The 22,670-nt window shown below is 62.7% G+C and carries 18 protein-coding genes and 2 pseudogenes; 13 read left to right on the top strand and 7 right to left on the bottom strand.

Annotated elements, in window-relative coordinates:
* Positions 1-74: 74 nt before the first annotated feature.
* From CP556_RS12955 to CP556_RS12945, 3 genes and pseudogenes are all read left to right on the top strand, one after another.
* Positions 75-285, top strand: a pseudogene (locus tag CP556_RS12955) (IS6 family transposase); the annotation flags it as partial.
* A gap of 278 nt (positions 286-563) precedes the next feature.
* Positions 564-1,511, top strand: coding sequence for a glycosyltransferase family 2 protein (locus CP556_RS12950; protein ID WP_343124874.1), 948 nt, complete (start codon positions 564-566; stop codon positions 1,509-1,511).
* Positions 1,508-2,389, top strand: coding sequence for a glycosyltransferase family 2 protein (locus CP556_RS12945; protein WP_098726005.1), 882 nt, complete (start codon positions 1,508-1,510; stop codon positions 2,387-2,389). Before CP556_RS12950 ends, CP556_RS12945 begins: the two co-directional genes overlap by 4 nt.
* 103 nt (positions 2,390-2,492) lie before the next feature.
* Here the strand turns inward: CP556_RS12945 and aglG are convergent, their stop codons facing one another.
* The gene (gene aglG, locus CP556_RS12940; protein WP_098726004.1) at positions 2,493-3,452 is read right to left on the bottom strand and encodes a glucosyl-dolichyl phosphate glucuronosyltransferase; all 960 of its coding nucleotides are present in this window, start codon (positions 3,450-3,452) and stop codon (positions 2,493-2,495) included.
* A 172-nt stretch (positions 3,453-3,624) separates the two neighbouring features.
* Between aglG and CP556_RS12935 the strand changes: the two genes are divergently transcribed.
* The 3 genes from CP556_RS12935 (at position 3,625) to CP556_RS26650 (ending at position 7,377) form a co-directional block, all read left to right on the top strand.
* Positions 3,625-6,567: an oligosaccharyl transferase, archaeosortase A system-associated gene (locus CP556_RS12935; RefSeq protein ID WP_098726003.1), complete on the top strand. Its 2,943-nt coding sequence runs from the start codon at positions 3,625-3,627 to the stop codon at positions 6,565-6,567.
* Positions 6,568-6,659: 92 nt separating this feature from the next.
* Complete coding sequence (locus CP556_RS12930) at positions 6,660-7,076, top strand: hypothetical protein (RefSeq protein ID WP_098726002.1); 417 nt, start codon at positions 6,660-6,662, stop codon at positions 7,074-7,076.
* Between the two features lie 166 nt (positions 7,077-7,242).
* A complete protein-coding gene (locus tag CP556_RS26650) occupies positions 7,243-7,377 on the top strand; it encodes a DUF7503 family protein (RefSeq protein ID WP_255291454.1) in 135 nt (44 codons plus the stop codon).
* Between the two features lie 84 nt (positions 7,378-7,461).
* Here the strand turns inward: CP556_RS26650 and CP556_RS12925 are convergent, their stop codons facing one another.
* The 6 genes from CP556_RS12925 to glpA all read right to left on the bottom strand — a co-directional run bounded on the left by CP556_RS12925 (position 7,462) and on the right by glpA (position 15,433).
* Positions 7,462-9,534 (bottom strand): hypothetical protein, encoded by a 2,073-nt coding sequence (locus CP556_RS12925; RefSeq protein ID WP_098726001.1) that lies wholly within the window; start codon positions 9,532-9,534, stop codon positions 7,462-7,464.
* Between the two features lie 97 nt (positions 9,535-9,631).
* Positions 9,632-10,801, bottom strand: coding sequence for a Cdc6/Cdc18 family protein (locus CP556_RS12920; RefSeq protein ID WP_098726000.1), 1,170 nt, complete (start codon positions 10,799-10,801; stop codon positions 9,632-9,634).
* On the bottom strand, positions 10,801-12,249 hold the full coding sequence (locus CP556_RS12915) for an anaerobic glycerol-3-phosphate dehydrogenase subunit C (RefSeq protein WP_098725999.1): 1,449 nt from the start codon (positions 12,247-12,249) through the stop codon (positions 10,801-10,803). The genes CP556_RS12920 and CP556_RS12915 overlap by 1 nt, the downstream gene beginning before the upstream one ends.
* Positions 12,246-12,404, bottom strand: a complete 159-nt coding sequence (locus tag CP556_RS25990) for a hypothetical protein (RefSeq protein ID WP_176548187.1) — start codon at positions 12,402-12,404, stop codon at positions 12,246-12,248. The genes CP556_RS12915 and CP556_RS25990 overlap by 4 nt, the downstream gene beginning before the upstream one ends.
* Entirely contained in the window at positions 12,401-13,714 is a 1,314-nt protein-coding gene (gene glpB, locus CP556_RS12910; protein ID WP_098725998.1) for a glycerol-3-phosphate dehydrogenase subunit GlpB, read from the bottom strand. The genes CP556_RS25990 and glpB overlap by 4 nt, the downstream gene beginning before the upstream one ends.
* Complete coding sequence (gene glpA, locus CP556_RS12905; protein ID WP_098725997.1) at positions 13,715-15,433, bottom strand: anaerobic glycerol-3-phosphate dehydrogenase subunit GlpA; 1,719 nt, start codon at positions 15,431-15,433, stop codon at positions 13,715-13,717.
* 305 nt (positions 15,434-15,738) lie between these two features.
* Here glpA and glpK point away from each other — a divergent pair, with 305 nt between their 5' ends.
* The 7 genes and pseudogenes from glpK (at position 15,739) to CP556_RS12870 (ending at position 22,571) form a co-directional block, all read left to right on the top strand.
* Positions 15,739-17,280, top strand: coding sequence for a glycerol kinase GlpK (gene glpK / locus CP556_RS12900; protein ID WP_098725996.1), 1,542 nt, complete (start codon positions 15,739-15,741; stop codon positions 17,278-17,280).
* Positions 17,281-17,283: 3 nt separating this feature from the next.
* Positions 17,284-18,357: a DUF7973 family transport facilitator gene (locus CP556_RS12895; RefSeq protein ID WP_098725995.1), complete on the top strand. Its 1,074-nt coding sequence runs from the start codon at positions 17,284-17,286 to the stop codon at positions 18,355-18,357.
* 29 nt (positions 18,358-18,386) lie between these two features.
* Positions 18,387-18,602, top strand: coding sequence for a universal stress protein (locus CP556_RS26390; RefSeq protein WP_255291453.1), 216 nt, complete (start codon positions 18,387-18,389; stop codon positions 18,600-18,602).
* A 243-nt stretch (positions 18,603-18,845) separates the two neighbouring features.
* Positions 18,846-19,117 (top strand): annotated as a pseudogene (locus CP556_RS27140) (hypothetical protein); the annotation flags it as partial.
* 64 nt (positions 19,118-19,181) lie between these two features.
* Complete coding sequence (locus CP556_RS12880; protein WP_218011958.1) at positions 19,182-19,601, top strand: MPN domain-containing protein; 420 nt, start codon at positions 19,182-19,184, stop codon at positions 19,599-19,601.
* A gap of 237 nt (positions 19,602-19,838) precedes the next feature.
* Positions 19,839-21,398: a high affinity choline transporter 1 gene (locus CP556_RS12875; RefSeq protein WP_098725994.1), complete on the top strand. Its 1,560-nt coding sequence runs from the start codon at positions 19,839-19,841 to the stop codon at positions 21,396-21,398.
* Positions 21,399-21,521: 123 nt separating this feature from the next.
* Positions 21,522-22,571 carry an AbrB/MazE/SpoVT family DNA-binding domain-containing protein gene (locus CP556_RS12870; RefSeq protein WP_098725993.1) on the top strand — a complete coding sequence of 350 codons (1,050 nt, stop codon included), beginning with the start codon at positions 21,522-21,524 and terminating at the stop codon, positions 22,569-22,571.
* The last annotated feature ends 99 nt before the right edge of the window (positions 22,572-22,670 follow it).

The raw sequence follows: 22,670 nt of genomic DNA, 5'->3' as shown, positions 1-22,670 counted from the left end.
TGATTAACAGCGAGTAATCTTGTATAGGCGCTGTTTCGTTAAGCGTGAAAAGTGAGGTGGCACGAATTTGATCCCATCTTGCTGGACTTTCACTTTCGAATGCTGTTCGGGGTTAGAGAAATTGGTGTCGAACGCAGTCGTAAGGCGGTCCACGATTGGGTTCACAAGTACGATCTACAGCCAGTAGATGACGGAAATCCGAATCACGTCGCTCTTGACGAGACGGTGATTCAACTTGATGAACACCGTTATTGGCCATATACGGCGGTCGATCCGCAAACGAACACATCAAGGAGCCGCCGGTATGAAAGATCAAGATATTTCCGAAGGCCGTGGATCGCTACGAGCACCCATCGGCGTAGCCGCCATCACCTTTCTTGACTGCCGGTGTGGGCTCGCCAAGACAACGCGTTTGGCCAGTGCTACAAGACGGTCTGCGAAGCGGAAAAGTCAAGAGAACACACTACGTAACTCTTGGTCTTGGGATGGTTAGTTTCTGGAGTGACTCTTCTCTATAGCGTCTAAACAAGTCTGAAGAGTTCCAGAACCACTATATTGGTTCAGTGATTTCAATCACAGCAGACGGGATGTCGACTAACTCTTCTACCCCTGAACCGGTCTCCGTTATTCTCCCGGTATATAATGATCCTGTCGGAGTTCGAACGACGCTCAAGTCTTTGCTTAACCAGCAGTACAACCAATACGAAATACTTCCAGTAGACAACAATTCGACGGATGAGACCGCAAAAGTCGTTCACAGGTTGGCGGAGCAACATCCAGAATGGATCACTCCGCTTGAGGAGACCACTGTTCAGTCCTCTTATGCCGCTAGAAATACGGGAATTGAGCACTCTTCAGGAAGCATCTTACTTTTCATTGACTCCGACATGTGGGTGAATGAAAATTGGGTGGGAGATATGATAACTTTCTTCGAGTCACGTGACTGTGACTACCTCGGCTGTAACGTCGAGATCATCGCCGACGACTCTAATTTCTGGGAAGCATACGAGCAGTCGTTTTCCTTTCCGATCAAAAGTTATGTCGAATATAAACACTTTGCTCCCACTTGTGCGCTCGCAGTTAGACGCAACGTCTTCGAGGACATCGGATCCTTCGACGAACGACTCGAATCCGGTGGCGACAAGGAGTTTGGTCAACGAGTCTACCACGCCGACTTCAAACAGTGCTACGCTGGAGACGTAACCGCGTACCACCCGGCGCGGGACTCTTGGGAGGCGCTTCGTTCGAAAGCACTTCGGATCGGTCGCGGACGGGCACAGAAGTGGCGGTACTACCCGGACGCCGACATCTCTCACCACCCACTGAACCCGCTCAATTTCCTTCCACCAAGTCCGTTCCGTCTCCGCCGACATTTCTCGGGCCACGGCACCTCAATACCGTTGCTCGCCGGATTCTACCTACTTGAGTACGCCCTGAAACTCACCCAAAGTTATGGTGCGATTCGGGAGACGGTTTCACAACGTCGCTCAGATCAGGGAAAATATATATGATTTCGATTATTATCCCAGTCTACAACGATCCTGGGGGCATTGCGACCACCCTCGAGTCTTTTCTCACCCTACAGACCAGCCACGACCACGAAATAGTCGTTGTCGATAACAACTCCACTGATCGTACCCCAGAGGTCGTCCAGTCATATGACGATGATCGGCTTACCCTCAACCACGAGACCGGGATCCAGTCCTCCTATGCCGCCCGCAACACCGGTATCCGAAACACCGACAGCGACATCCTCGCCTTCGTCGACGCGGACATGATCGTCTCTGAGGACTGGCTCGAGTCGGCCCTCCAAACCTTCCAAACTCGAGACGCCGACTACATGGGCTGTAACGTCGAACTCACGCTCCCGGACACCCCGACGCTCGCCGCTCGCTACGATCACCACACCGGCTTTCCCGTCAAGCAGTATCTCGAGTACCAGCAGTTCGCCCCCACCTGTTGCCTTTTCGTCCGCCGCGAGGTCTTGGAAGACGTCGGCCTTTTTGACCACCGACTCGTCTCCGGCGGCGACAAAGAGTTCGGCAACCGGGTCCACGAAGCGGGCTATGACATGCACTTCGCCGAGGACGTCACGATGTATCACCCGACACGAAACACCCTATCCGAACTTGTCAGAAAGGACCGCCGCGTCGGCCGCGGACTCTGCCAGCTCCAGCGATATTATTCCGACCGATACGGCACGCCGGGCGTCCCGCCGCGACCAAGCGGTGTCAAGTTACCCGATCCCGACCTCGAGACGCGCGATCGATTCGCTTTCGGGGCGCTCTCGAGGTTCCTCACCGGCGTCCGCGGACTGGGCTACTACCAGGAGTACCTCACGGACGATCGACGCGACGATCTCGGTGGAATCCTGGAACTCGACCAGTAACGGTTCTCGAGCGGATATTCGATCGAAATCGGCGATAGAGTACATCAAGTCGTAAGAAGATAATCGAGGCTCCTCTCGAGGACAGAACAGAATTGCGTCTCTGTCAGACGTCGACCGCCGCATCGCGATCAAGAGTCAGCTCCGATCGATCGACATCGGCCAGTCCGTACAGGTAGCCGAAGCCGACCGCAGCGGTAAAGATAACAATCGTCACGAGCTGTTGTGCCTTCGCACTCGAGGGTCGCCGCACCAGCTCCGACAACCGATCCGGTACGTACTCGAGCAGCAACTGCCCCAAGTACTCGTTCTTGTCCCCCTTTGCTTCGGGCAAGAGCAGATCCATAATCCGCTTCGAGTAGCCCTGCCAGAACGACCGGAACACGAGCCAGCGGAAGTCACCGCGGTAGTCGAACAACTTGTGGTGGACCACGGCATCCGTATTGTAGATCACGCCTTTCCCGTACGTGTTAGCCATCCGAATACAGACCGGCGCTTCGTGGGCCTGGATGTGCCGATCGCCGTGGCGACCCGTGTTCTCGTCGTAGCCACCCACCGAGAGGAACACGTCCCGCCGAAACGAAATATTCGAGCCGTACGTGTTCCGCAACTCCTCCATGTGCTCGCCCATCCCGCGCTCGTCACAGCCGACCAGCCAGTAGAACTCCTCGGGGAAGAAGTCAGGCTTCTCAGTCACCCAGTCCGGTTTCGCGTGGCCGCCGACCGCGATCGCGTCGCTTTCCTCGTACACTCGAGCCAGCTCTTCGACCCAATCCGGCTCAGCAACGGCGTCGTCGTCGATAAACGCCACGACCTCCCCAGTTGCGATCTCGGCCCCTCGAGTCCGACTGTACGAAATCCCCTGATTCTCGTCGTTACAGTGGAGGACGACGTCCTCTCTCCCGCCGTAATCATCTTGCACGCGCTCGAAAACCGCATCGTTCCCATCGACCACGATCACGACCTCGAGCGGCTCGTACGTCTGTGCGAGAACGCTGTCGACACACTCGGAAAAGACGTCGTAGCGTTCCATCGCATAAGTACAGATGACGACGGAGACCTTCATCGCAAACGGCTTTCGGTGACGCCTGAATAAGCTTTTTCGTTCACTCGGAGCTGCTAACACGTTCCTCACGTATCAAAGACAATCACCGAATTACCCCTGGTTGGACTCGAGATAGCAACGGCGCGCGAGTATACAACAAGACTTATTCTTGACTTGCGTCTGGTGCAACCTAATGAGCACCGACACCGAACGTGTCGAGGACGGGACCGAAACGTCCGTCCTCGAGTCGTTCCGAGACTGGTATCACCTTCCCGTGATCGGGGCCGTGATGCTGTTTATGGTCTGGTTGCGAACCCAGTCGTACAGCCGGTTCGTGACCGAGGACGGCACGCCCGCCCTGGCGGGGGTCGACTCCTGGTATCACTGGCGGACGATCAACTGGACGGCGGAAAATTACCCGCACACGATGCCGTACGAGGTCTGGACGGGGTTCCCGACCGGAAACTACGTCGGCCAGTTCGGGACGCTGTTCGATCAACTCATCGTCACTGTCGCGATGATCATCGGACTCGGTGATCCGTCACAGCAGACCCTCTATACGGTCTCGCTGCTCTCGATTCCGGTCATGGCCGCGCTCGTCGCGATCCCGGTCTTCTACGCGGGTCGGCGGCTCGGCGGCACGCTCGGCGGCGTTGTCTCCGTCCTTGTCCTCGCACTCGCGAAGGGACAGTTCCTCTCTCGATCGACAGTCGGACAGCTCGACCACCACGTCGGCGAGGTCCTGTTCATGGCGATCGCGATCCTCGCGATGATGGTCGCGCTTACCGTCGCCGAACGCGAGAAGCCGATCTACGAACTGGTCGTCGACAGGGACTGGGACGCGCTCCGGACGCCCGCTATTTACAGCGCTCTCGCCGGACTCGCGCTCACGCTCTACATCTGGGTCTGGCCGTCGGCGATCCTCCTGATCGGTATCTTCGCCATCTTCTTCACCGTCCAGCTCTGTCTCGACTATCTCCGCGGTGTCTCGCCGGATCACGTCGCCTTCGTGGGCGCGGTGAGCCTCGGCGTGACGGCCCTCCTGACGATCCTGCTCATGGAGCGACCAGGAAGTACGAGCTCGACGAGTTTCGGTCTCCTCCAGCCGCTTACCGCTTTCCTCGTGGCCGCCGGCTGTGTCTTCATGGCCTGGCTCGCGCGAGAATGGAATAATCGTGACCTCGAGCGCCAATACTACCCCGTCGCAATCGGCGGACTCATCGCTGCGACGTTCGTCGTGATGTGGCTCGCCGTCCCGAGTCTGTTCGACTCGATCATCGGGAACGCGACGCGTCGTATGCTCCCGTTCGGCGGGACGGCCACTGACCTCACCATCGCCGAGGCCCAGCCGCCGGAGAACTTCTTCGACCGCGTCTTCACCGAGTTCGGGAGCGCGTTCTACACGATGCTCGCCGGGCTGGCATTCCTCGCGATTCGGCCGCTCCTCGGTCGCAAATTCCGCGCCGAGCACACGCTGGTCATCGTCTGGGCGCTGTTCCTGATCAGCATGGCCGCGACGCAGGTGCGCTTCATGTACTACCTCACGCTCGCGGTCGCAGTAGTCAACGCGGCGTTCGTCGCGGAAATCACCCGCCTCTTTGACCTCGACCTCGAGAGTAGCCTCGATTCCATCAGACAGGTCGAAACCTATCAGGTGATCGTCGTCCTACTCGTCGTCCTGCTCCTCTTCGCGCCGCTCCTGCCGCCACTTGCGCAGGCGACCGCGTGGAGTCAAGGCGAACAGACCGGCCCGCATTCCTCCTCCATCACGTGGGAGGGGTCGAACGAGTGGATGCAGGAGAACACCCCCGCGCCGGGGAACTACGGTAATGCATCGAACGCTGATCAACTCGATTACTACGGGACGTACAATCCGGGTGACGGCGATCACGAGTATCCGGAGGGTGCCTACGGCGTCATGTCGTGGTGGGACTACGGCCACCTGATAACCACCCAGGCAGAACGGATTCCGCACTCGAACCCGTTCCAGCAGAATGCGCAGTCATCGTCGGCGTTCCTGACCGCCGAGTCCGAGGAGCGCGGTGAACTGGTTCTCGACGCGATCGCCGCGGGCGAGCCGGTCGCCGATCGCTCCGACGAGGAACTCCGCGAGGCGGCCGCTCAGAGCGACTCCGAGGAGCCGATTCGATACGTGATGGCCGACTACCAGATGGCCGGTTCGAAGTTCGGCGCGATCACCCAGTGGTCCGGGCCGAACTACTCCCACTACGTGACGCCCGAGGACTACAACGGCCAGCCGATCAACGCGAGCGAACTCGGGGAGGTCTACGGCGACCTGCCGTACGACGACACGATGCTGTCGCAGTTGTACTTCGACGATACCAGCGGCATGGAGCACTACCGGCTCGTCCACGAGGACGCCAGCGCGGGAACGGCGTTCTTCGTCAGCTACGCGCAGGTCGACGACAGCGGACAGGTCATCCACGTCGACGGGAACGGCAATCAGGTATCTCCCGGTCAGGGACAACCCGCAGTGGCCGTCAACCAGCGAGTGACCCAATCACAGCTTGCACAGCTTCAGAACCAGCCGAACGTGCAGGTCTTCGATGCCAAGAGCGCGGCCGCCGTGAAGACGTTCGAACGCGTCGAGGGAGCGACGATCGCCGGCGATCTCGAGGGGACGAACGTGTCCGATACCGACAACGCCACGGTCTCGGCCAGAGTCGAACTCGAGACCGATTCGGGGCGGACGTTCAACTACACCCAGCAGTCCGGTATCTCGGAGGACGGGACCTACGAGCTACAGGTGCCGTACGCGACCAACGATGAACTCGGCGTCGAGGACGGTTACACCAACAGTAGCGTCGAGGCGACCGGCAACTACACCGTCAGCGTCTTCGCGTCCGGCGAACAGGGCTTCCAGCAGTTCACCGGAGAGACGGCCGTTCCCGAGCGCGAAGTGGTGGAGGGCGACACCGTCAGCGTCGGCGACCTCGAGGAGGTCGAAGATCCGCCCGGTAACGAAACGCCGAGCAACGAGACGGCGGGTAACGAAACGACCGGCAACGAAACCGACGACGGAAGCACGGACGGTACCAACTCGTCGGACGACGGAACTGCCGACAACGGGACCGCGAACGCGTTCGAGCCGGTCGCACCGCAACGAGCACACTAACGCGGCTGTCCGTTCTTCGCGTCGCGACTCGGTTCTCGATCGGTGCGAAAGCCGAGAACGTTTTTGAGCGACTCCGAAATACGACACGAGCGATGCGAACGGCTCTCCCGGCGTCTCTCGAGGGGGGTTCCACGGGATCGGCCGACATCGCGGCCGGCGTCTCGAAGGCGACGCGCGCATCGATCGTCGGTCGGTGCGATCGAAACCTCGGGGCGCTGGCAATCGCGTTGGCTGCCGAGATCGAACGACGGATCGATCGTCGCGCGACCGACTCGACCGCGGGGTTCGTGATCAGCAGGAGCGCCGCGGTGAGCCGGATGAACCGCGTCGTTCGACGGGTCCTCGAGCGGTATCGAACCGCGTCGCTCGCGGTTCTCCGGCTTCGATCGGTGGGCGTTCCGGTTATCGGGTGCGGGGCTGGCGACGATCCAGCGGGTTGGCCCATCGGAACGGCCGGCAGTTGTGGCTGTCGCGGCTGTCGTTGGTCCGAATCAGTGGTATTATTGTAACGACACGCCACTGTCATCGAGTACGGAACTATCGCTGACTAGCCGCTGAAAACCGGAATCCGACTGCCGTCTCCCCTTTCGAGAACCGTTCTCGTTGAAACATAATAATTACTATATGTAACTATTAGATAAATTTATTCCCATTGGAAACAACCATTGGATTGCGATGTCCGCGAAAAACAGCATGAAAGACTACCTCGCAAAGCACCCCCGAATGATCGGCGCGCTGTTCACCCTGTTCGTCCTGCTCAGTCAGGCAGGGTCGGTCGCAGCGGGAAGCATGTCCCAAGTGGGACCCTGATATCGGGAGAGAATCGCTTCGAACCGTTCCGTCGTGAACAGAAACTGAACCGTATCGAGTCCGCCGTCGCGAAGACCCTCGTTCTCAATTTAGTAGCGACGTTCCGATGCCGTCGTTCCAGTGTAACTCGTCGTCGACGACGACCGGTAACTCCGTCCAGGTGAGGTATTCCTGAAGCTCCATCGTCTCGACCGGCAGCTGCGGCGTGTGGCTCGGAGTGAGGTGACAGTCGGACACCGAATCGATAGGCGAGGCCGTCGTGGTTCCCAGTTTGAACTCCTTCGTCGAGTACGATTTGGCGGAGAAATCGTATCCGTCCCCGTCGCGAGAGTCGATCGCGACGAGCATCGGCGCACCGCCGTCCGACTGGGCGATATCCGTCGAACCGTCGCCGACGATGAGATACTGCTCTCCGAGCATGGCGTTGTCTCGAGCGATTTCGAGCGCCCCCCGAAGCGGGAAGCCGCGGTTGAGCAGTCTGGCTATGGTCTCGCCGGCCGTGACGGCGTCCTCGTTGATGACATCGGCGTACGTGCCGACGCCGCCGAACGCGCCGCGGCGGGTGAGTGCAAGCCCCTGTTCGTATGACCGGCACGCATTCAGGAAGAAGACGCCGAGGTCAACCGATTCGAGAGTTCGGATGTCGAGGTCCCCGTCGGGACAGCGGAGTCCGTCTTCGGTCGCGTGCCCGATGTAGTGAAAGAAGTCGTAGCCACCGTCGGTTAGCAGCGCGGCCAATTGCTCGGAACCGACGCCGAACTTCGAGTCGATTTCGAAGGGGAGGTCCTCCCGATTGCCGTAGCTGCCGTCGAGCGAGTCGTGTTCGTCCATCATCCGAACGTCGTTACAGACGAGCAGGAGTTCGATCGACTCGACCGGTTTCCTGTGTTCAAGTTGGCTCTGGTACGCCTCGAGCGTCGCCTTCGAGGCCTGCTGGGGAATACCGTCCCCGAACCAGGCGTGTTCGACGGACTCGCCCGTCACGGCCGGAACGACGAACTCGGGCTCGTCCCGGAACTTCGAGGGAGAGCGATACGTCGTCGCCGACCGAACGAGTTGTGAACTCGTCGTTTCCGGAGACGGGATCGACTCGGGCGTCTGCCCCCGCGTCTCGCGGACGATTCCGAGTTCGTTGACGATGAACGGGAGCAACGAGGCGCTTTCGGGCTCCGATGGCACGTGGGCGGTCAGCGGCCACCGCGGGACGTGGGGTTCGATCACCTCGAAGGGAACCTCGAGGTATCGGTTGAGCCGGTGAGAAAGCGACAGGTCGTATGTTTCCGCGAGGTCGAACGGGAGGTCGTCCTCGAGCGAGGCCCGTTCTAGCAGTTCATACCGGAACATGCCGTCCATACGGACGATCGCGTCGAGAAAGAAGAATCGTTTCAGAAGGTGGGCCATCTCGTCTTCGAACGAGCGGGGAGTCGAGAGCGAGTACTCGAAGCGCGACGTCTCGAGCATCGGCTCGGTCCCGGGCCGGATCGTCGCCCCGAGGAAGAACGCGAGCGGAGCGACCTGATATACCGAAGCGTACTCCCGCGGGACGGTCAGCGAGATCTCGCCGTCCGGTGGATCGATAGCGTCGGGAATCTCGAGTCGGTCGCCGAGTTCGAGCAACGGCGGATGGCCGCGCAGCGTCGGCCACGTCCGCTCCGGCGAGGTCGTTTTGAGAGCGGACGGAAGCGCGGAAACGGCCTCCATCATCGATTCGACGTCGGGCGGTGTGGTGATAGTCCCCCGCGGCCGGTCGTGGAGTGACCGCGCACCGAGTTCAACCGTCGTCTCTCGATCGGTCGAAATCCGGATCGACGTCAGCCCGATGTCGATCGTGCCCGGTGCGTCGATGCGACAGTACAGCTTGATCGGGCCGCTCAACCCCACGAATTGGGTCCGTTCCTCGAGTTGAACCGTTTCACTGGCGTCGAAACTCGCCTCCGTGCGACCGGTTTCGTCGTGAACGGTGACGGAGTAGAGCTGATTGAACGTGATCGAATCGGTCTCGAGTCGGCACGTCTCGTCGATCGGGAAACAGAACTCCCCCTCGACCGCATCGAACGACACTGTCCCCGGCGCTTCGATCTGCAAGCGGCGTTGCTCGATGGAATCGTATACCTCGAGCCCGGACGGGCTGGCCGTTTCCGCGATCTCGATAGTCATGTGTCCCCGTTGTCGTCCAACTCATTCCGCCGCACGGTCAAAAATGATTGTATCGGCCGTCGATCACGGAGCGTCACCGATCACGGAGCGTCACCGATCACGGAGTGTCGTCGAGCGAGACCGTCGTCAGCGATCGGAACGCGATCGTGGGGTACCGCGGTTCGACCGTGCTGGGTTGCCGCCCGCTGTTGTGACCGGAGGACGACAACCGAACCCGTTCGATGACGCCTCGATCCGCGAGTTCGTAGAGGAATCGCGTGACCGTTCCGACGGTGAGTGACGACCGGGCGGCGATAGCGCTCGCTAGCTCGCGGATCGGGCTGTCACTCGGATCGATATCGACGAGCGCGAGCAACACCCGCTGCCGGGTGGCTGAAAGCGCGAGCGCTCGAGCGACGTGCACGCCGTCGTCGGGCACGTCGGTCCGCGCCGCCTCGAGGTGGGGGGACTCGATCCGCTCGGCCTCGTCCTCGCTCGCGAGGACGGCGGCGCCGAACAGGGCCGCGAGCGCGTCGTGGGCGTTCCCGTCGGCCCAGTCGGCCAGTTCACGGACTGCGTCGTGATCGAGCGCGCCCGCCGCGAGTCCCGTCGAAACGCGATCGGTGACGACGTCGACGAGTTCGTGATTGCGGTAGGCCGGGACGGTGACCGTCTCGCCTCGGTGATCGTCGGGTTCGGTCCGTCCGACCGTGACCGTGGCGACGCGGTCCTCGACCGGCGATAGCAACTCGCAAACGCGATCGATCGCGAGGGTCTCGGGCTCGTCGTGGTGATCGATCGCGACGACGGCGCGCCGATCCGGACGGGACAGCCTGTCTTGGAGGCGCTCGCGAAGGTCGTCGGTGCCCACGCCGCTCTCGGGCACCCGTTCCGACGAGAGCCCCGACAGCACCGCTCGATAGAACGCGAAGGGACTCTCGACCTGCCGGCCGTCGACGGTGACGAACCAGGTCACCGGCTCGGTGCGTCCGCCCCTTGTCGTCGTCGCGATCTCCCGGCTCGAGCCGCCGAACTGGTCGTTCAACGCGTCGAACATCGCGGTCACGACCGCCGACGTTCCCGATCCCGACGGCCCGACGATCGCGACCGGCGGCGGCAGCCCCCCGTCGAAGACCGGCTCGAGCGCGTCGAGCAGTTGCTCCAGCACGGGGCCCCGGCCGACCGGTTCCGGCCGGTGGACGACCGGGCTGAGCTGGTCGCGATCCACGACGATTCGTCTCCCCTGCCGCGCCGATCGACGGCGAGCGATTCGCTCCTGAAGGTCCATTACTGCGCGTCTGCCCCCGTCTCGGTTCCGACCAGCGCCGCCTCGAGCACCTCGAGCGTGTGGGTGATCTCGTAGCCGGTCCCGTGTTCCATCTGCATCGAGCAGGTCGGACACTCCGTGAGTCCCGTTTCCGCGTCCGCATCTTCCATGTGGTCGACCATTTCCGACCCGATTTTCATGGATGTTTCGTAATTCTCGGCCTTCCAGCCGTAGGTTCCGGAGATCCCCGAACAGGAGTCGCCGACATCGTGGGCGTCGACGCCGTCGATCGCCGCCAGCACCTCCATCGTCTGCCCATCGAGGCCCTGATTCCGTGCGTGACACGGTGCGTGGTAGGCGAAGTTCGAATCCGCAAGCGCCCCGTCGATCGACGTCCCCTCGAGTTCGCCCTCGAGGTCCTCGTGGACCCGGAGGTACTCGACGGCGTCCCAGGTGTTCTCGGCGACGTCCTCGCATCCCTCGAAGTCGAACAGTTCGGGGTACTCCTGCCGGATCGACATCGAACACGAACTGCAGGAGGCGACGACGTCCGCGCCGTCCGCGAGCGCCGCGGCGAGTTCCCTGACGTTCGTTTCAGCCGACCGGCGCGCGTCCTCGAGCATCCCGTTGGCGAACATCGGCGTCCCCGAACAGTGCTGGTCGGGAACCATGATCTCGTAGCCGAAATGTTCGTAGACCCGCACGAGGGCCTTGGCCACCTCTGGCGTGTTGTAGTTCGCGTAGCAGCCGTGGAAGTAGGCGATGCGCTTCTCGTCGCTTTGAACCTGTGCACCGCCTCGCTCTGTCTGCTCGCGGGCCGACTGCCCGCTCGCACGGTCCGAGGGACTCTCCGAGCCCCTCGCGACTCGCGCCTTCTGCGCTCGCTTTTTCGAGGTGGCGTTGCCACCTCGCTTCATCCACCACTCCCGAAACGTCTCCGTCGCGAACGCCGGCAATTCCCGCTCGCTCGTAATTCCGAGGAGTTTCTCGCCCAGCCACTGCGTCGCGGAGAGCCCCATCACGAAATTCGTCGTCCGTGGGAACATCGACCCGAGCGGGGCGAGTCGGCGGTAGTTCGCGAGGATGCGATTCCGAACGTACTCTCGCGAGAACGTGTCCATCTGCTCCTCGACGTACTCCCCTCGAGCGGTGTTGTGCATCTGGGAGAGAGGGACGTCCGATGGGCAGGCACTGTCACAGCGCATGCAGTTCGAGCACTTCATCACCGAGTCGTCGATGTCGTGGTCGTCCTGGCGCTTGAGCCGCCACTGCTCGGGGCCCTGGAACTTCGGCCCGGGGAACTCGTCGTCTACCTCGGCGACGGGACAGTTCGTGTCGCAGGTCGAGCACTTGTAGCAGTCGTCCGCGCCCGGCCGAAGGTCCATCTCCTCGGCCTCGGGAAAGACCTGAATCGGCTCGAACTCGTCGTCGCCCGCTGGGTCGTCTGTCGGTCGTTCTGCGTCGCTCATTGAATTAGCTGAATCAGTCGGTTGTCGCCGTCCATTCCGTTCGTATCGTCCGTGCCGTTCGTATCGTCCGTGCCGCTCGTGTCGGTCGGCCGGCTCCGATCGTGTGCGTCCCGTCGTTCGATTCCGCCGCTCGAGGCGCACGCGTCGTCTTTCATCGTTCGCCCTCCGAGGCGGCGCGCCGGCCCGCGACGTAGCCCGTCGCGAGCGAGACGCCGGCGCCCGATTTCTCCGCCGCGAAGTCGTAGCCGCCGAGCACCGCACCCGCCGCCCGGAGGTTCGAAAACTCGGGCTCGTCGCCGGCGTCGAGCGGGCGAAGGTCGCGGTCGACCGGCAGCCCGAACCGCGCGTAGGGCTGGTCGCTGAAGACGTCGTCGACGAACCAGTCGTAGCGGTCCGCCGCGTGCGGGACGTGGCAGTCGAAGACCGGTTCGAACACCCGCTCGCGCTCCGATCGGACGCCCTTTCCGACCAGTCCGCCCGTCGCGAGCACGTACTGGTCGGCGCGGTGGGGAATCTCGCTGCCGTTCCGGTCGACGACAACGTGATCGATCCGTTCGGGACCGTTCGGGGCCGTCTCGCCCGCGTCGGTCTCGTAATCGACGACCGGAACCCCCGTCGTCACCCGGACGCCCCGCTCCTCGAGCGCGTCGTACAGGAGATCCTCGAGTCGCATTCCGGGCAGGCTGGGCGGCCCCATCGGGACCTCGAAGACGTCGACGCCGAGTCGGTCCGCGAGGCCGGCTCTGACCGCGTCGGCGCGCTCGTCGCCGAGGACCGCGGGGAAGCCCACGCGGGACTCGCCCTCGAGGTGGGGGCGAACGGTCTCGGCGAGCGCCTCGCGGGCGGTCGTCTCACCGAACGTCGTCGCTACGGATTCGTTGTGGTCGAGCAGGTGCGCGTACCGCGTGATCTTCGCGTCGTCTCGAGCGATGCCGGAGAACTGAACCGTGACCCCGCGGGCCTCGAAGGGGACGCCCGCCGCCTCGAGGTGTGACGCCGCCAGCGGCGCTTCGAAGTCCGGCAGCGTCTCGAAGCCGACGAGCAGGGCGTTGCGGTCGTCACTCGCGAGTCCAGCGGCGGTCGAAACCGGATATCTGGCGGTCGGCTTGACCGTGCCGCCGTGGGTCGGGACGAGCGCGTTCGCGTCGGTGTGGGCCCCGTCGTAGGCCTCGCCCGCGATATCGTCGAAGAACTCGAGCGCCTCGCGGACCGCCTCGCTCCCGATGCGCTCGTAGGGGTGTCCGTCGGGGAGTCCCTCGAGCGCGTCGAACGGATCCACGAGCGGGCCGTCGCCCGCCGGCGTGTATCCGAGAACGTCGATCAACCCGCTCGCGTGCCGAAGCGTGCTCTGCTTGGACGAAACCAGCCGAACTTGCACGTCTCCATCTCGCTCTGTCGCGGCGAGCGCTGCGGTCGCACCGGCGAGTCCGCCGCCGATGACGAGGACGTCGTCCTCGATCGCCATCTATCGGACCCCCCGCGAGCCGTCGATCCGGTCCCCCTCGGTCCGGCCGCTATCGAAGGCCGCGAAATCGATTGCCGCCGTGTCCGCGTCCGCGCTCGCGGGATCGCGGTCCCGGTTCATCGTCGCCGCGTGCAGCGCGTAGTTAAGCATCGCCTGCGAGAGCTGTTCGCCCCACAGCGCGTGGCGCTCGCCCTTCCAGCGCTCCTGAAAGAGGACGTCCAGCGCCTCGCGGACCGTCTCCTCGTCGTACTCGGGGTGAAGTTCGTTCGCCATATTCTGACAGCAGAAGCCGCCCTGACAGTTCCCCATCGAGGCGCGCGTCCGGATCCGAACCGCGTTCAGATCCGAGCCCGACTGCGAGATCGCGTCTCGAACCTCCGCGCGCGTTACCCCCTCGCACTGGCAGAGCACCGGGTTCGGCTGGTCCGTGTCGAGCACGTCGCGCGCCCGACTTCCCAACCGTTGTTTGCTCCGGCGGGCCACCGGCGAGCGCAGGCCGAAATCGTCCATGCCGGCCTCGAGCGTTTCGACGTTCTCGCTGCCGGGCAGGGGTTCCTCGGCGGTCGTACAGGCGGCGGTCACGCCGAGTTTCTCACAGACGTGGTCGGAAATCTCCTCGGCCATCGCCCGGTAGGTGGTGAACTTGCCGCCGACGATGCTCGACATCCCCGAGACGCCGTCGCGGTCGGCGTGATCGAGCAGGAAGAAGTCCCGCGTGATGTCGGTCGGGTCCTCGGTGCCGGTTCCCGGCGGCTCGTACAGCGGGCGGACACCCCAGAACGAGCGGATCGTTCGAGCCTCCTCGAGGATCGGGACGAGTTCCGAGAGGGTGTCGATCATCTGATCGACCTCCCACCCCGCTTCCGGGTAGTCGTCCGGATCCGAGACCTCCTCGTCGGTCGTCCCGAGGATCGCCGTCGTCTCGTGGGGAACCACGATGTCGGCGTCGCCCTTTGGTCGACAGCGGTTGATCACCGTGTCGACCTGCCGGACGTTCATGATCGTCATGACGCCCTTGGAGGGCCGGACCGCGATCTCGAGGTCGGCCATCGCGCCGATCTGGCCGGCCCACGCGCCGGTCGCGTTGACGACGTAGTCGGCGGTGATCTCCTCGGTCGTCCCGGCTGTCGCCTGCGTACGCTTTCCGGGCCCCGAATCGTGGCGCACTTCGACCCCATAGATGTCGTCGCCGTCGCGCAAGAGGTCCACCACTTCCGCGTGGGTCTCGATCCGCGCGCCGTTGGTCTCGGCGTCGATCGCGTTCGCGACGCAGAGCCGGAACGGGTCGACCGCGCCGTCGGGAACCTCGATCGCTCGCTTCACGTCCGCCGCGAGATGCGGTTCGACCTCGCGGGCTTCCGCGCCCGAGAGCACGCGAGCGGGGATCCCACACTCACGACAGCCCTCGAGTTTCTCGCGGAAGTAGTCGTCCGGGTCCTCGGGTCGCTGGACGAACAGGCCGCCGGTCTCCTCGACACAGTGGCCCGCGATCTCCCGGAGCACCTCGTTCTCCTCGATACACTCCCGCGCGCTGGCCCGGTCGGACACCGCGTACCGCCCGCCGCTGTGCAGTAGTCCGTGCATCCGGCCGGTCGTTCCGTCTGTGAGGGTTCCTCGCTCGACGAGCGTGACCTCGAGGCCGCGGCGCGCCAGATCGCGGGCGATACCGCAGCCGGTCGAGCCGCCGCCGAGAACGAGGACCTCCGTATCGGTTGCCATCCCTTCGTCCACATCTACGATCGCCCCTCCCATTATTTTATCGGTGATAGCCAAACACCCGTAAATTCCTGTGGCGGTCGGCTCGTCTACGGCGGGACGACACGATCAGGCGGCCAGATTGACGGCTTCGAACCCGTCGTGTTCCCGTATCTGGACCGTTATTACGGGATTCCAGTCCTACTAGTGATTCTATGTCATGTTGTGACACGTTCAGAAACGTTTATAATGATCGTCAAAATTGTTTACCGGTATCACGCGACCAATAGTAAATCGTCGCGTGGCTACACAACACCGGGTGAATACGAGTGACAGAATCCACGTACGTCGGTGCGGTCGACCAGGGAACGACCGGGACCCGCTTCATCGTCTTCGATCACGAAGGGCAGGTCGTCGCGAACGCCTACCAGAAACACGAACAGATCTATCCGGAACCCGGCTGGGTCGAACACGACCCGATGGAAATCTGGGAAAACACCAAAGAGGTCATCCGACGGGCGCTCGGGCAGGCGGACATCGGTCCCGACCGGCTCGAGGCCATCGGGGTGACTAACCAGCGGGAGACGACACTGCTGTGGGACGCCGATTCCGGAAAGCCGGTCCACAACGCCATCGTCTGGCAGGACCGACGGACGACGGACCGCGTCGAACAGCTCGAGGACGACGGAATGGTCGAAACCATCCGCGACAAGACCGGCCTCGAGGCCGACGCCTACTTCTCGGCGACGAAAGCCGAGTGGCTGCTCGACAACGCCGATCCGATCAAACTCGAGCGCTCCCGTCCACAGGACATCCGCGACCGCGCGGAAGAGGGAGAGGTCCTGTTCGGGACCATCGACTCGTGGTTGATCTACAACCTCACGGGCGAGCACGTTACGGAGGTCACGAACGCCTCGCGGACGATGCTGTACAACATCCACGAGCTCGCGTGGGACGACGACCTCCTCGCGGAGTTCTCGATCCCCGAGGCGATGTTGCCCGAGGTCCGCCCCTCGAGCGACGACGAAACGTACGGGTCGACTGACCCCGACGGGTTCCTCGAGGCCGAAATTCCGGTCGCGGGTGCGCTGGGCGACCAGCAGGCGGCCCTGTTCGGCCAGACCTGTTTCGACGCCGGCGACGCGAAGAACACCTACGGTACCGGCTCGTTCTTCCTGATGAACACCGGTAACGAGGCCGTCGAGAGCGATCACGGTCTGCTGACAACGATCGGCTTCCAGCGCTCGGGTGAGGCGGTTCAGTACGCGCTCGAGGGGTCGATCTTCGTCACGGGCGCGGCGATCGAGTGGCTCGAGGACATGACGCTGATCGACGACCCAGCCGAAACGGCGTCGCTCGCCCGCAGCGTCGACACGACTGACGGCGTCTACGTCGTTCCCGCCTTTACGGGACTGGGCGCGCCCCACTGGGACCAGCGCGCACGCGGCACCATCGTCGGGATGACACGGGGCACTCGCAAGGAACACGTCGTTCGCGCGACCCTCGAGTCGATCGCCTACCAGACGCGCGACGTCGCGGAGGCGATGGAGGCCGACTCGGGTATCGAGATGCGCTCGCTGAAGGTCGACGGCGGCGCGGTCAAGAACAACTTCCTCTGTCAGCTCCAGTCGGACATCATCGGCTCGGCGATCGTTCGCCCCGTCGTCGACGAGACCACGGCGCTGGGGTCGGCCTACGCGGCCGGACTCGCGGTCGGCTACTGGAGCGATCCCGACGAGTTGCGGAGCAACTGGCAGGTCGACGCGGAGTTCGAACCCGAGATGGACCGGGACGACGCCGATCGGCGCTACGACCGCTGGTCGGACGCCGTCGACCGATCGCGCGACTGGGCGCAAGACGCGGAGGAGTAACCCATGTTCCAGGTACTCCTCCAGGTTCCCGTCATCGGGATGGAACTCGAGGCGTTCGTCGTCCTGCTCATTGCCGCCCTCGCCGGCGGCGCGTTCGGCGCGGCCCTCGGGGCGCTGCCCGCGTTCGTCTTCACGGGGTTCGTCGTCTTCCTCGGCGAGGGGCTGGCCGTCCTCGAGGGCGAACTCGGCGGACTCGATGCCGTCGGTGCCGGTACCATCGCGACCGGCATCACCGGGACGATCGGCTTCGGCGCGGTCACCGGTCCCCATATCGCGTTCGCCGGCGGCGTGGCCGCGACGGCGTACGCCGGCCGGAAGTACCCCGAGATGGAACCCGACGACTGGGACTATCATTTCGGGAAGAACATTTTGTACGCGTTCGGAACCAAGCCCGACATCCTCGCGGTCGGCGCGATCTTCGGCGTCCTCGGCATGCTCATCACCCAGGTGATGGCCGGACTCGGCTTTCCGACGGACAACATCGCACTTTCGGTCGTGGCGACCGCCTTCCTGGCCCGGCTCGTGTTCGGCTACCCGCTCGTGGGCAGGGTCGGCGGCTCAAGCATTCTCGACATGTCGCCCTTCGAGCGCGAGGAGAAGCGCGTGGCTGCCGACGGCGGCACCGAGACCAATCGGCTGACGACCGAACCCTGGCTGCCACACCAGTACGAGTGGTCGGGCGTCACCGCCATCGGCATCGTCGGCGGGATCCTCGGCGGCTTCATCTGGCTCGAGACCGGGAGCATCTTCCTGGGCTACGCGATTTCCGCGATGAGCCTGCTGTTTCTCAACCTCGGCGTCGAGAAGATTCCCGTCACCCACCACATCACGCTGTTGGGGTCGACGGGCGCGGTGATCGCAGCGTCGGCCGTCGGGAGCGACCCGATCGTGCTACTCGTCGCCGGTGCGTTCGGCGCGATCAGCGCCCTCATCGGCGAACTCTCCCAGCGCGTGTTCTACTCGCACTCCGGCACACACGTCGACCCGCCGGCGATGGCCATCGCGGCGTTCATGTTCGTTCTCGGCGTCCTCTATCTGCTCGGGGTGCTCCCCAACGCGGGCTACCTCGGGCTCTGACGGAATTCGGACTGTAACTGCGCCCCGTCTTGACGGAGCGAAGAACCACGGCCGCTGTCCGGTGTCTTGAGCAGGGATCGCCTGTCGAAACAAACTTAGGTTGTGTCGGACCAAACGGTATCGACGCTCTCGTAATGGGAACGACGGGAAGACGAGGTACTGAGCGAATCACGCTTGACAGTGTAGCTGAGAAGACTTTCCGGTCGGCACCCGTTCCTGTGATTACTGTGAGAGAAACAGAGTGAGTGATACCCGAAGGCAGGGCGAACGAGTCATCCACTCGATCTGTGTCGACTGTGCTATCACCGGCTGGATCCCGACGAGCGCGACCATACTCCTACGACGGCTCCGGACTCGTTGTCGACACGCTCGCAGCGTGGCCGGCGTTTCATTCCAGCAGGACCTTCGGTCCCGCCCGGCTCAGGTGGTTTCGCGTCGAACATAGACATCTCGAGGGACCGATTTAGATCTGCGCCCGCTGTAGTCTCCCGACGCTCGGCCTCGACGACGGGCTCGTCCTCGCGAACGCCTTCGCCATCGACGGCTTCCGACCGACGAGTTCGACGGGACGGGTTTCGCGTTGATCCACGCGGTGTTGCAGGTGCTGCGGATCGTCCTCACACCACGGCTCATCTGTGGCGACGCTCGGAACGGTCAGACGACCCACGAGGAGGCCCGAGCGCTGTTAGCAACGAGTAGTCCACACCGAAGCCGGGGAACCGGCCCCTCCGTCGCCCAGCTGCGAGACCGCTTCGATTGACGTGCTCGACCGAACTGACTGGCCTTTCGAAAGGACTGTACCGCAGTCGCGGATAGTTCATACCGTGTTTCCGTGGGCCGTACGAGGGATCGTCATCTCGTCGAGTATACGTCGCTCTATCGAGAGTCACGTCGCCGAGGAACACCCACACGAGGCGGGCGGCTTCCTCGCGTGTGAGCGACGCAGTAACCGGTTGCACGCGACGCGTCACGTCCCGGTTCCAAACGGGTCGTCGACGCCGGAGACCCGCTTCGAGACGGTCGTCGACGGGCGTGTTCCGCCGCCACCGCGAGTGTTTTACCACTCTCACACGAGCGCACGATCACCCTCTGGCCTCTCCACGGTCGACGAACGATCGATTCCCGAGCCGTTTGCTCTCGTGATCTTCGCCCCCCACGGAACGGCGCTCAGCTACCGAACGTTCAAGCGCGGGTTGCTCCGTTGGCGAGAACTCCTCGTCGAAGTCGCCACGAACCCGACGTAATCCACACAGTTCCGGTATCCGATTACGGATATATATTGTATAACCGTTCACCAACAGGCATGGGTAGTTCATGCGTGTACCCTCGTTACACAATTAAATATACAAATACAGGCCAAACCTTTTCATCGGTGAATAGATCTCAAGATATGTCGATAATATGCTCACGGAAGAACGCAGTAGTCGAGAAAAAGTAGACGAACACTCATCAAATCTGGCGAGGGAACGGGGGAGCGGACAATGAGTGTCATCACCTACGTGATCGCGGCCGTCATCGTCGCGATGCTGGCTGTCGGCTTCTACGTGTCCCGGAAGGTCAAAGGCGACAGCGTCAACTACATCGTCGCGGGTCGAGGACTGATCCTTCCACTGGCTGCGGCGACGTTGATGGCCCAGTCGCTGGATTCGAACGCCACCCTCGGGAACACCGACCTCGCTTCGGCCGCCGGCTTCTGGGCCGGCGCAGCGTTGCCCATCGGCTTGGCGCTTTGTCTCTTCCTCACTGGCCTGTTCTTCGCCAAGCCGATGAATCGAATGAACCTCACGACGCTCCCGGACTTTTTCCGCCGGAAGTACGGTCGCACAACGGAGATCGTCGCGAGTTTTATCATGTCGATCGCCTACGCGTTCCTGTTGGCGGGGAACCTCGTCGCCGGCGGCTACCTCTTCCAGATCTTCGTCGGAACGAGCTTCGAACTCGGCGTCTTCATCATCGCCGGACTCGTTCTCTCGTACACCCTCGCTGGCGGCCTGTTCGCCGTCGCGTACACCGACGTGCTCCAGGCCGGCATTGCGTTCGTCGGTTCGATCGCACTCATCGTCTTCGTCGCAACGCAGTACGGGATCACGATCCCTGCCGGGATGGGTCCCTCGAACCTGGGACAGCTCACCGATCCGAGTCAGGGGGCGTACATCAATCTCGCCACGATCGTCGCGCTCGGTCTGGGCGACATCGTGGCTATCGATTTCATGGAACGCGTCTTCGCGGCCGATAGTCCCGAAACCGCACAGAAGGCCTGCTTCATCGGCGGTGCCGGCACGCTGATAATCGGGGTGCCGTTTTCGATCGTGGCGCTCTCGGCTAACTCGATTCTGGCCTCTCTGGGCGTCGAAGCCGGTAATCAAGCGGTGTTGTACGTGCTGTTACAGAATGCGGTCCCGCCGTGGCTCGCGGCGATCGTCATCGCGGGCATCGTCGCCGCGTCGTTCTCGACGAGCGACGGTGCAATATTGGGTACCTCATCGGTCATCGCACGAAACATCGGCGGTATTCGCGTCGACGAGAGCACGCCCGCAGCGGCGGCGGACGGCGGCGTTGACGAAGGAGTCCTCGGGAGTAAAAGCGATGAACTGCTCACCGTTACCCGTCTGATGGCGATCCCGATCACGCTGCTCGGTATCTTCTTCGCGATTCAGGTCTCTGCCACCGGGATGTTGCTCGTTCTGGCGTTCGACATCATGCTCGCCGGCGCGTTCGTTCCGCTCGTGATGGGACTCTACTGGTCGGACATGGCGAACACGCCCGCGGCGCTTACCTCCATGCTCGCCGGATCGGGAACGCGACTGTTCTTCTTCGTCCTCCTACCGACGACGTACGCCTACGAGAATACCCTGCTCTACATCCCGAACGACGTCTTTACGGCCGCCTTCGACGGCTTGCCGACGTTCATTGCGGCGGGAGTGAGCCTCGTCACCTTCGTAACGGTCGCCTACGCAACGAAGGAGACTCACGAAGCGCGCACCCTCAATCGAGAGGGGCGCCGAACCATCGTCGCAGCCGGGGAGAACGAGGATGAATAACGGTGTGCGTCCACTTTAATAGCATATACGGCCACAGTATGGCACCTATAGATATATGTGTATGAGTAACATTGTAGTATCTGCCCCAATGGTTCGAGTTAGTAATATTTTAAGGTGGCGTGGATGAAGGGGAGCGATCTGCGCATTCGCCGGAAGGCCCAGCAGTTGGGCTCCTCGACGCTCGCAGTATCGGTACCCGCTGAATGGGCGCAGTACCACGATCTCACGAAGGGTGACGAACTGATCGTGCAACGTGACGAGAACGGCAACTCGCTTCTCGTCACACCGGATCAACCCGCGGTCGAGGATGTCGAAACGACGATCAACGCCGATGCAATGAGTACGGACGCACTCTCCCGAGCCGTCATCACGCAGTACGTTCTCGGCCGCGGCCTCATCCGCATCGAGGCGGCGGAGGCGCTAGACCCGCAAAACTACGACGCAGTCCTCGAGGCCGAACGCCGGTTGATGGGACTCGGCATCGTCGAGGAGACGACGAACCATATCACCGTCCGCTGCTCGGTGGATCCCGACGACTTCGATCTCCCGACACTGCTCGGCCGATTAGGGCGCACGGAGGCGACGATTCGGTCGAGTGCCGTCTCGGCCCTGTTAGACGGTGACGCCGACGCAGCCCGGCGAGCACGTAATCGGGGCTCGCAACTCGAGAAACTCTTCTCTCTCTTTCTCAGACTCGTCTTCACCACGTACCGAAATCCGCGGCTCAACCAAGCGGTGGGTATCGGAACGGGATTCCCGCTCATCGGCTACCGCTCCGCCGCTCAGGACGTGTCGCTGATGGCCGGAATCGCCGATGATATTGCGACAATCGCCACCGAGCGAGTGACTGAGCCGCTCGACGACCCGGTCGCAGACGATGTCCGATCAGTCCACGACGCACTCGATACAGCTGCTGAGAAGGTTCGGAAAGCCGTTATCGATCCGGACTACGAGTTGGTGACCGACGCCCGCACGAGTCTCCAACGTGTCGAGGATCACTCGACAGCGGCCATCGACCGGCTCGAAAAAGAACGACCCGAACCGCTACTCGCTCTCAACCGGGTTCACTTCCTCCTCGAACGAAGCGCACGTCACGCTGGGGACACGCTGGATGTGGCGACTCATCTCGCGTTCAGAGAGAGTCCAGACGTCGTCAGACAGGACTCGACTTGATATCCTCCCCGCGGTGAACTAGCCGGCCTCCTCCCCGCCCTCGGACGCTCCTTCAGGGCGGGCTTGATACCCTCACCGCCACCGCTAGAGCGCGAGGAT

Origin of the sequence: Natrinema sp. CBA1119, assembly GCF_002572525.1 — an archaeon.
Classification (GTDB): domain Archaea; phylum Halobacteriota; class Halobacteria; order Halobacteriales; family Natrialbaceae; genus Natrinema.
The sequence above is the reverse complement of the archived record's forward strand: the minus strand, read 5'-3'. Positions and strand labels throughout refer to the sequence as shown.

Coding starts and splice junctions, on each gene's coding strand:
- CP556_RS12945 (WP_098726005.1), top strand. CDS start 1,508: ATGATTTCGATTATTATCCCAGTCTACAACGATCCTGGGGGCATTGCG.
- aglG (WP_098726004.1), bottom strand. CDS start 3,452: ATGAAGGTCTCCGTCGTCATCTGTACTTATGCGATGGAACGCTACGAC.
- CP556_RS12915 (WP_098725999.1), bottom strand. CDS start 12,249: ATGAGCGACGCAGAACGACCGACAGACGACCCAGCGGGCGACGACGAG.
- CP556_RS25990 (WP_176548187.1), bottom strand. CDS start 12,404: ATGAAAGACGACGCGTGCGCCTCGAGCGGCGGAATCGAACGACGGGAC.
- CP556_RS12895 (WP_098725995.1), top strand. CDS start 17,284: ATGTTCCAGGTACTCCTCCAGGTTCCCGTCATCGGGATGGAACTCGAG.
- CP556_RS12925 (WP_098726001.1), bottom strand. CDS start 9,534: ATGACTATCGAGATCGCGGAAACGGCCAGCCCGTCCGGGCTCGAGGTA.
- glpA (WP_098725997.1), bottom strand. CDS start 15,433: ATGGCAACCGATACGGAGGTCCTCGTTCTCGGCGGCGGCTCGACCGGC.
- glpB (WP_098725998.1), bottom strand. CDS start 13,714: ATGGCGATCGAGGACGACGTCCTCGTCATCGGCGGCGGACTCGCCGGT.
- CP556_RS26650 (WP_255291454.1), top strand. CDS start 7,243: ATGTCCGCGAAAAACAGCATGAAAGACTACCTCGCAAAGCACCCCCGA.
- CP556_RS12875 (WP_098725994.1), top strand. CDS start 19,839: ATGAGTGTCATCACCTACGTGATCGCGGCCGTCATCGTCGCGATGCTG.
- CP556_RS12920 (WP_098726000.1), bottom strand. CDS start 10,801: ATGGACCTTCAGGAGCGAATCGCTCGCCGTCGATCGGCGCGGCAGGGG.
- CP556_RS12870 (WP_098725993.1), top strand. CDS start 21,522: ATGAAGGGGAGCGATCTGCGCATTCGCCGGAAGGCCCAGCAGTTGGGC.
- CP556_RS12935 (WP_098726003.1), top strand. CDS start 3,625: ATGAGCACCGACACCGAACGTGTCGAGGACGGGACCGAAACGTCCGTC.
- CP556_RS12930 (WP_098726002.1), top strand. CDS start 6,660: ATGCGAACGGCTCTCCCGGCGTCTCTCGAGGGGGGTTCCACGGGATCG.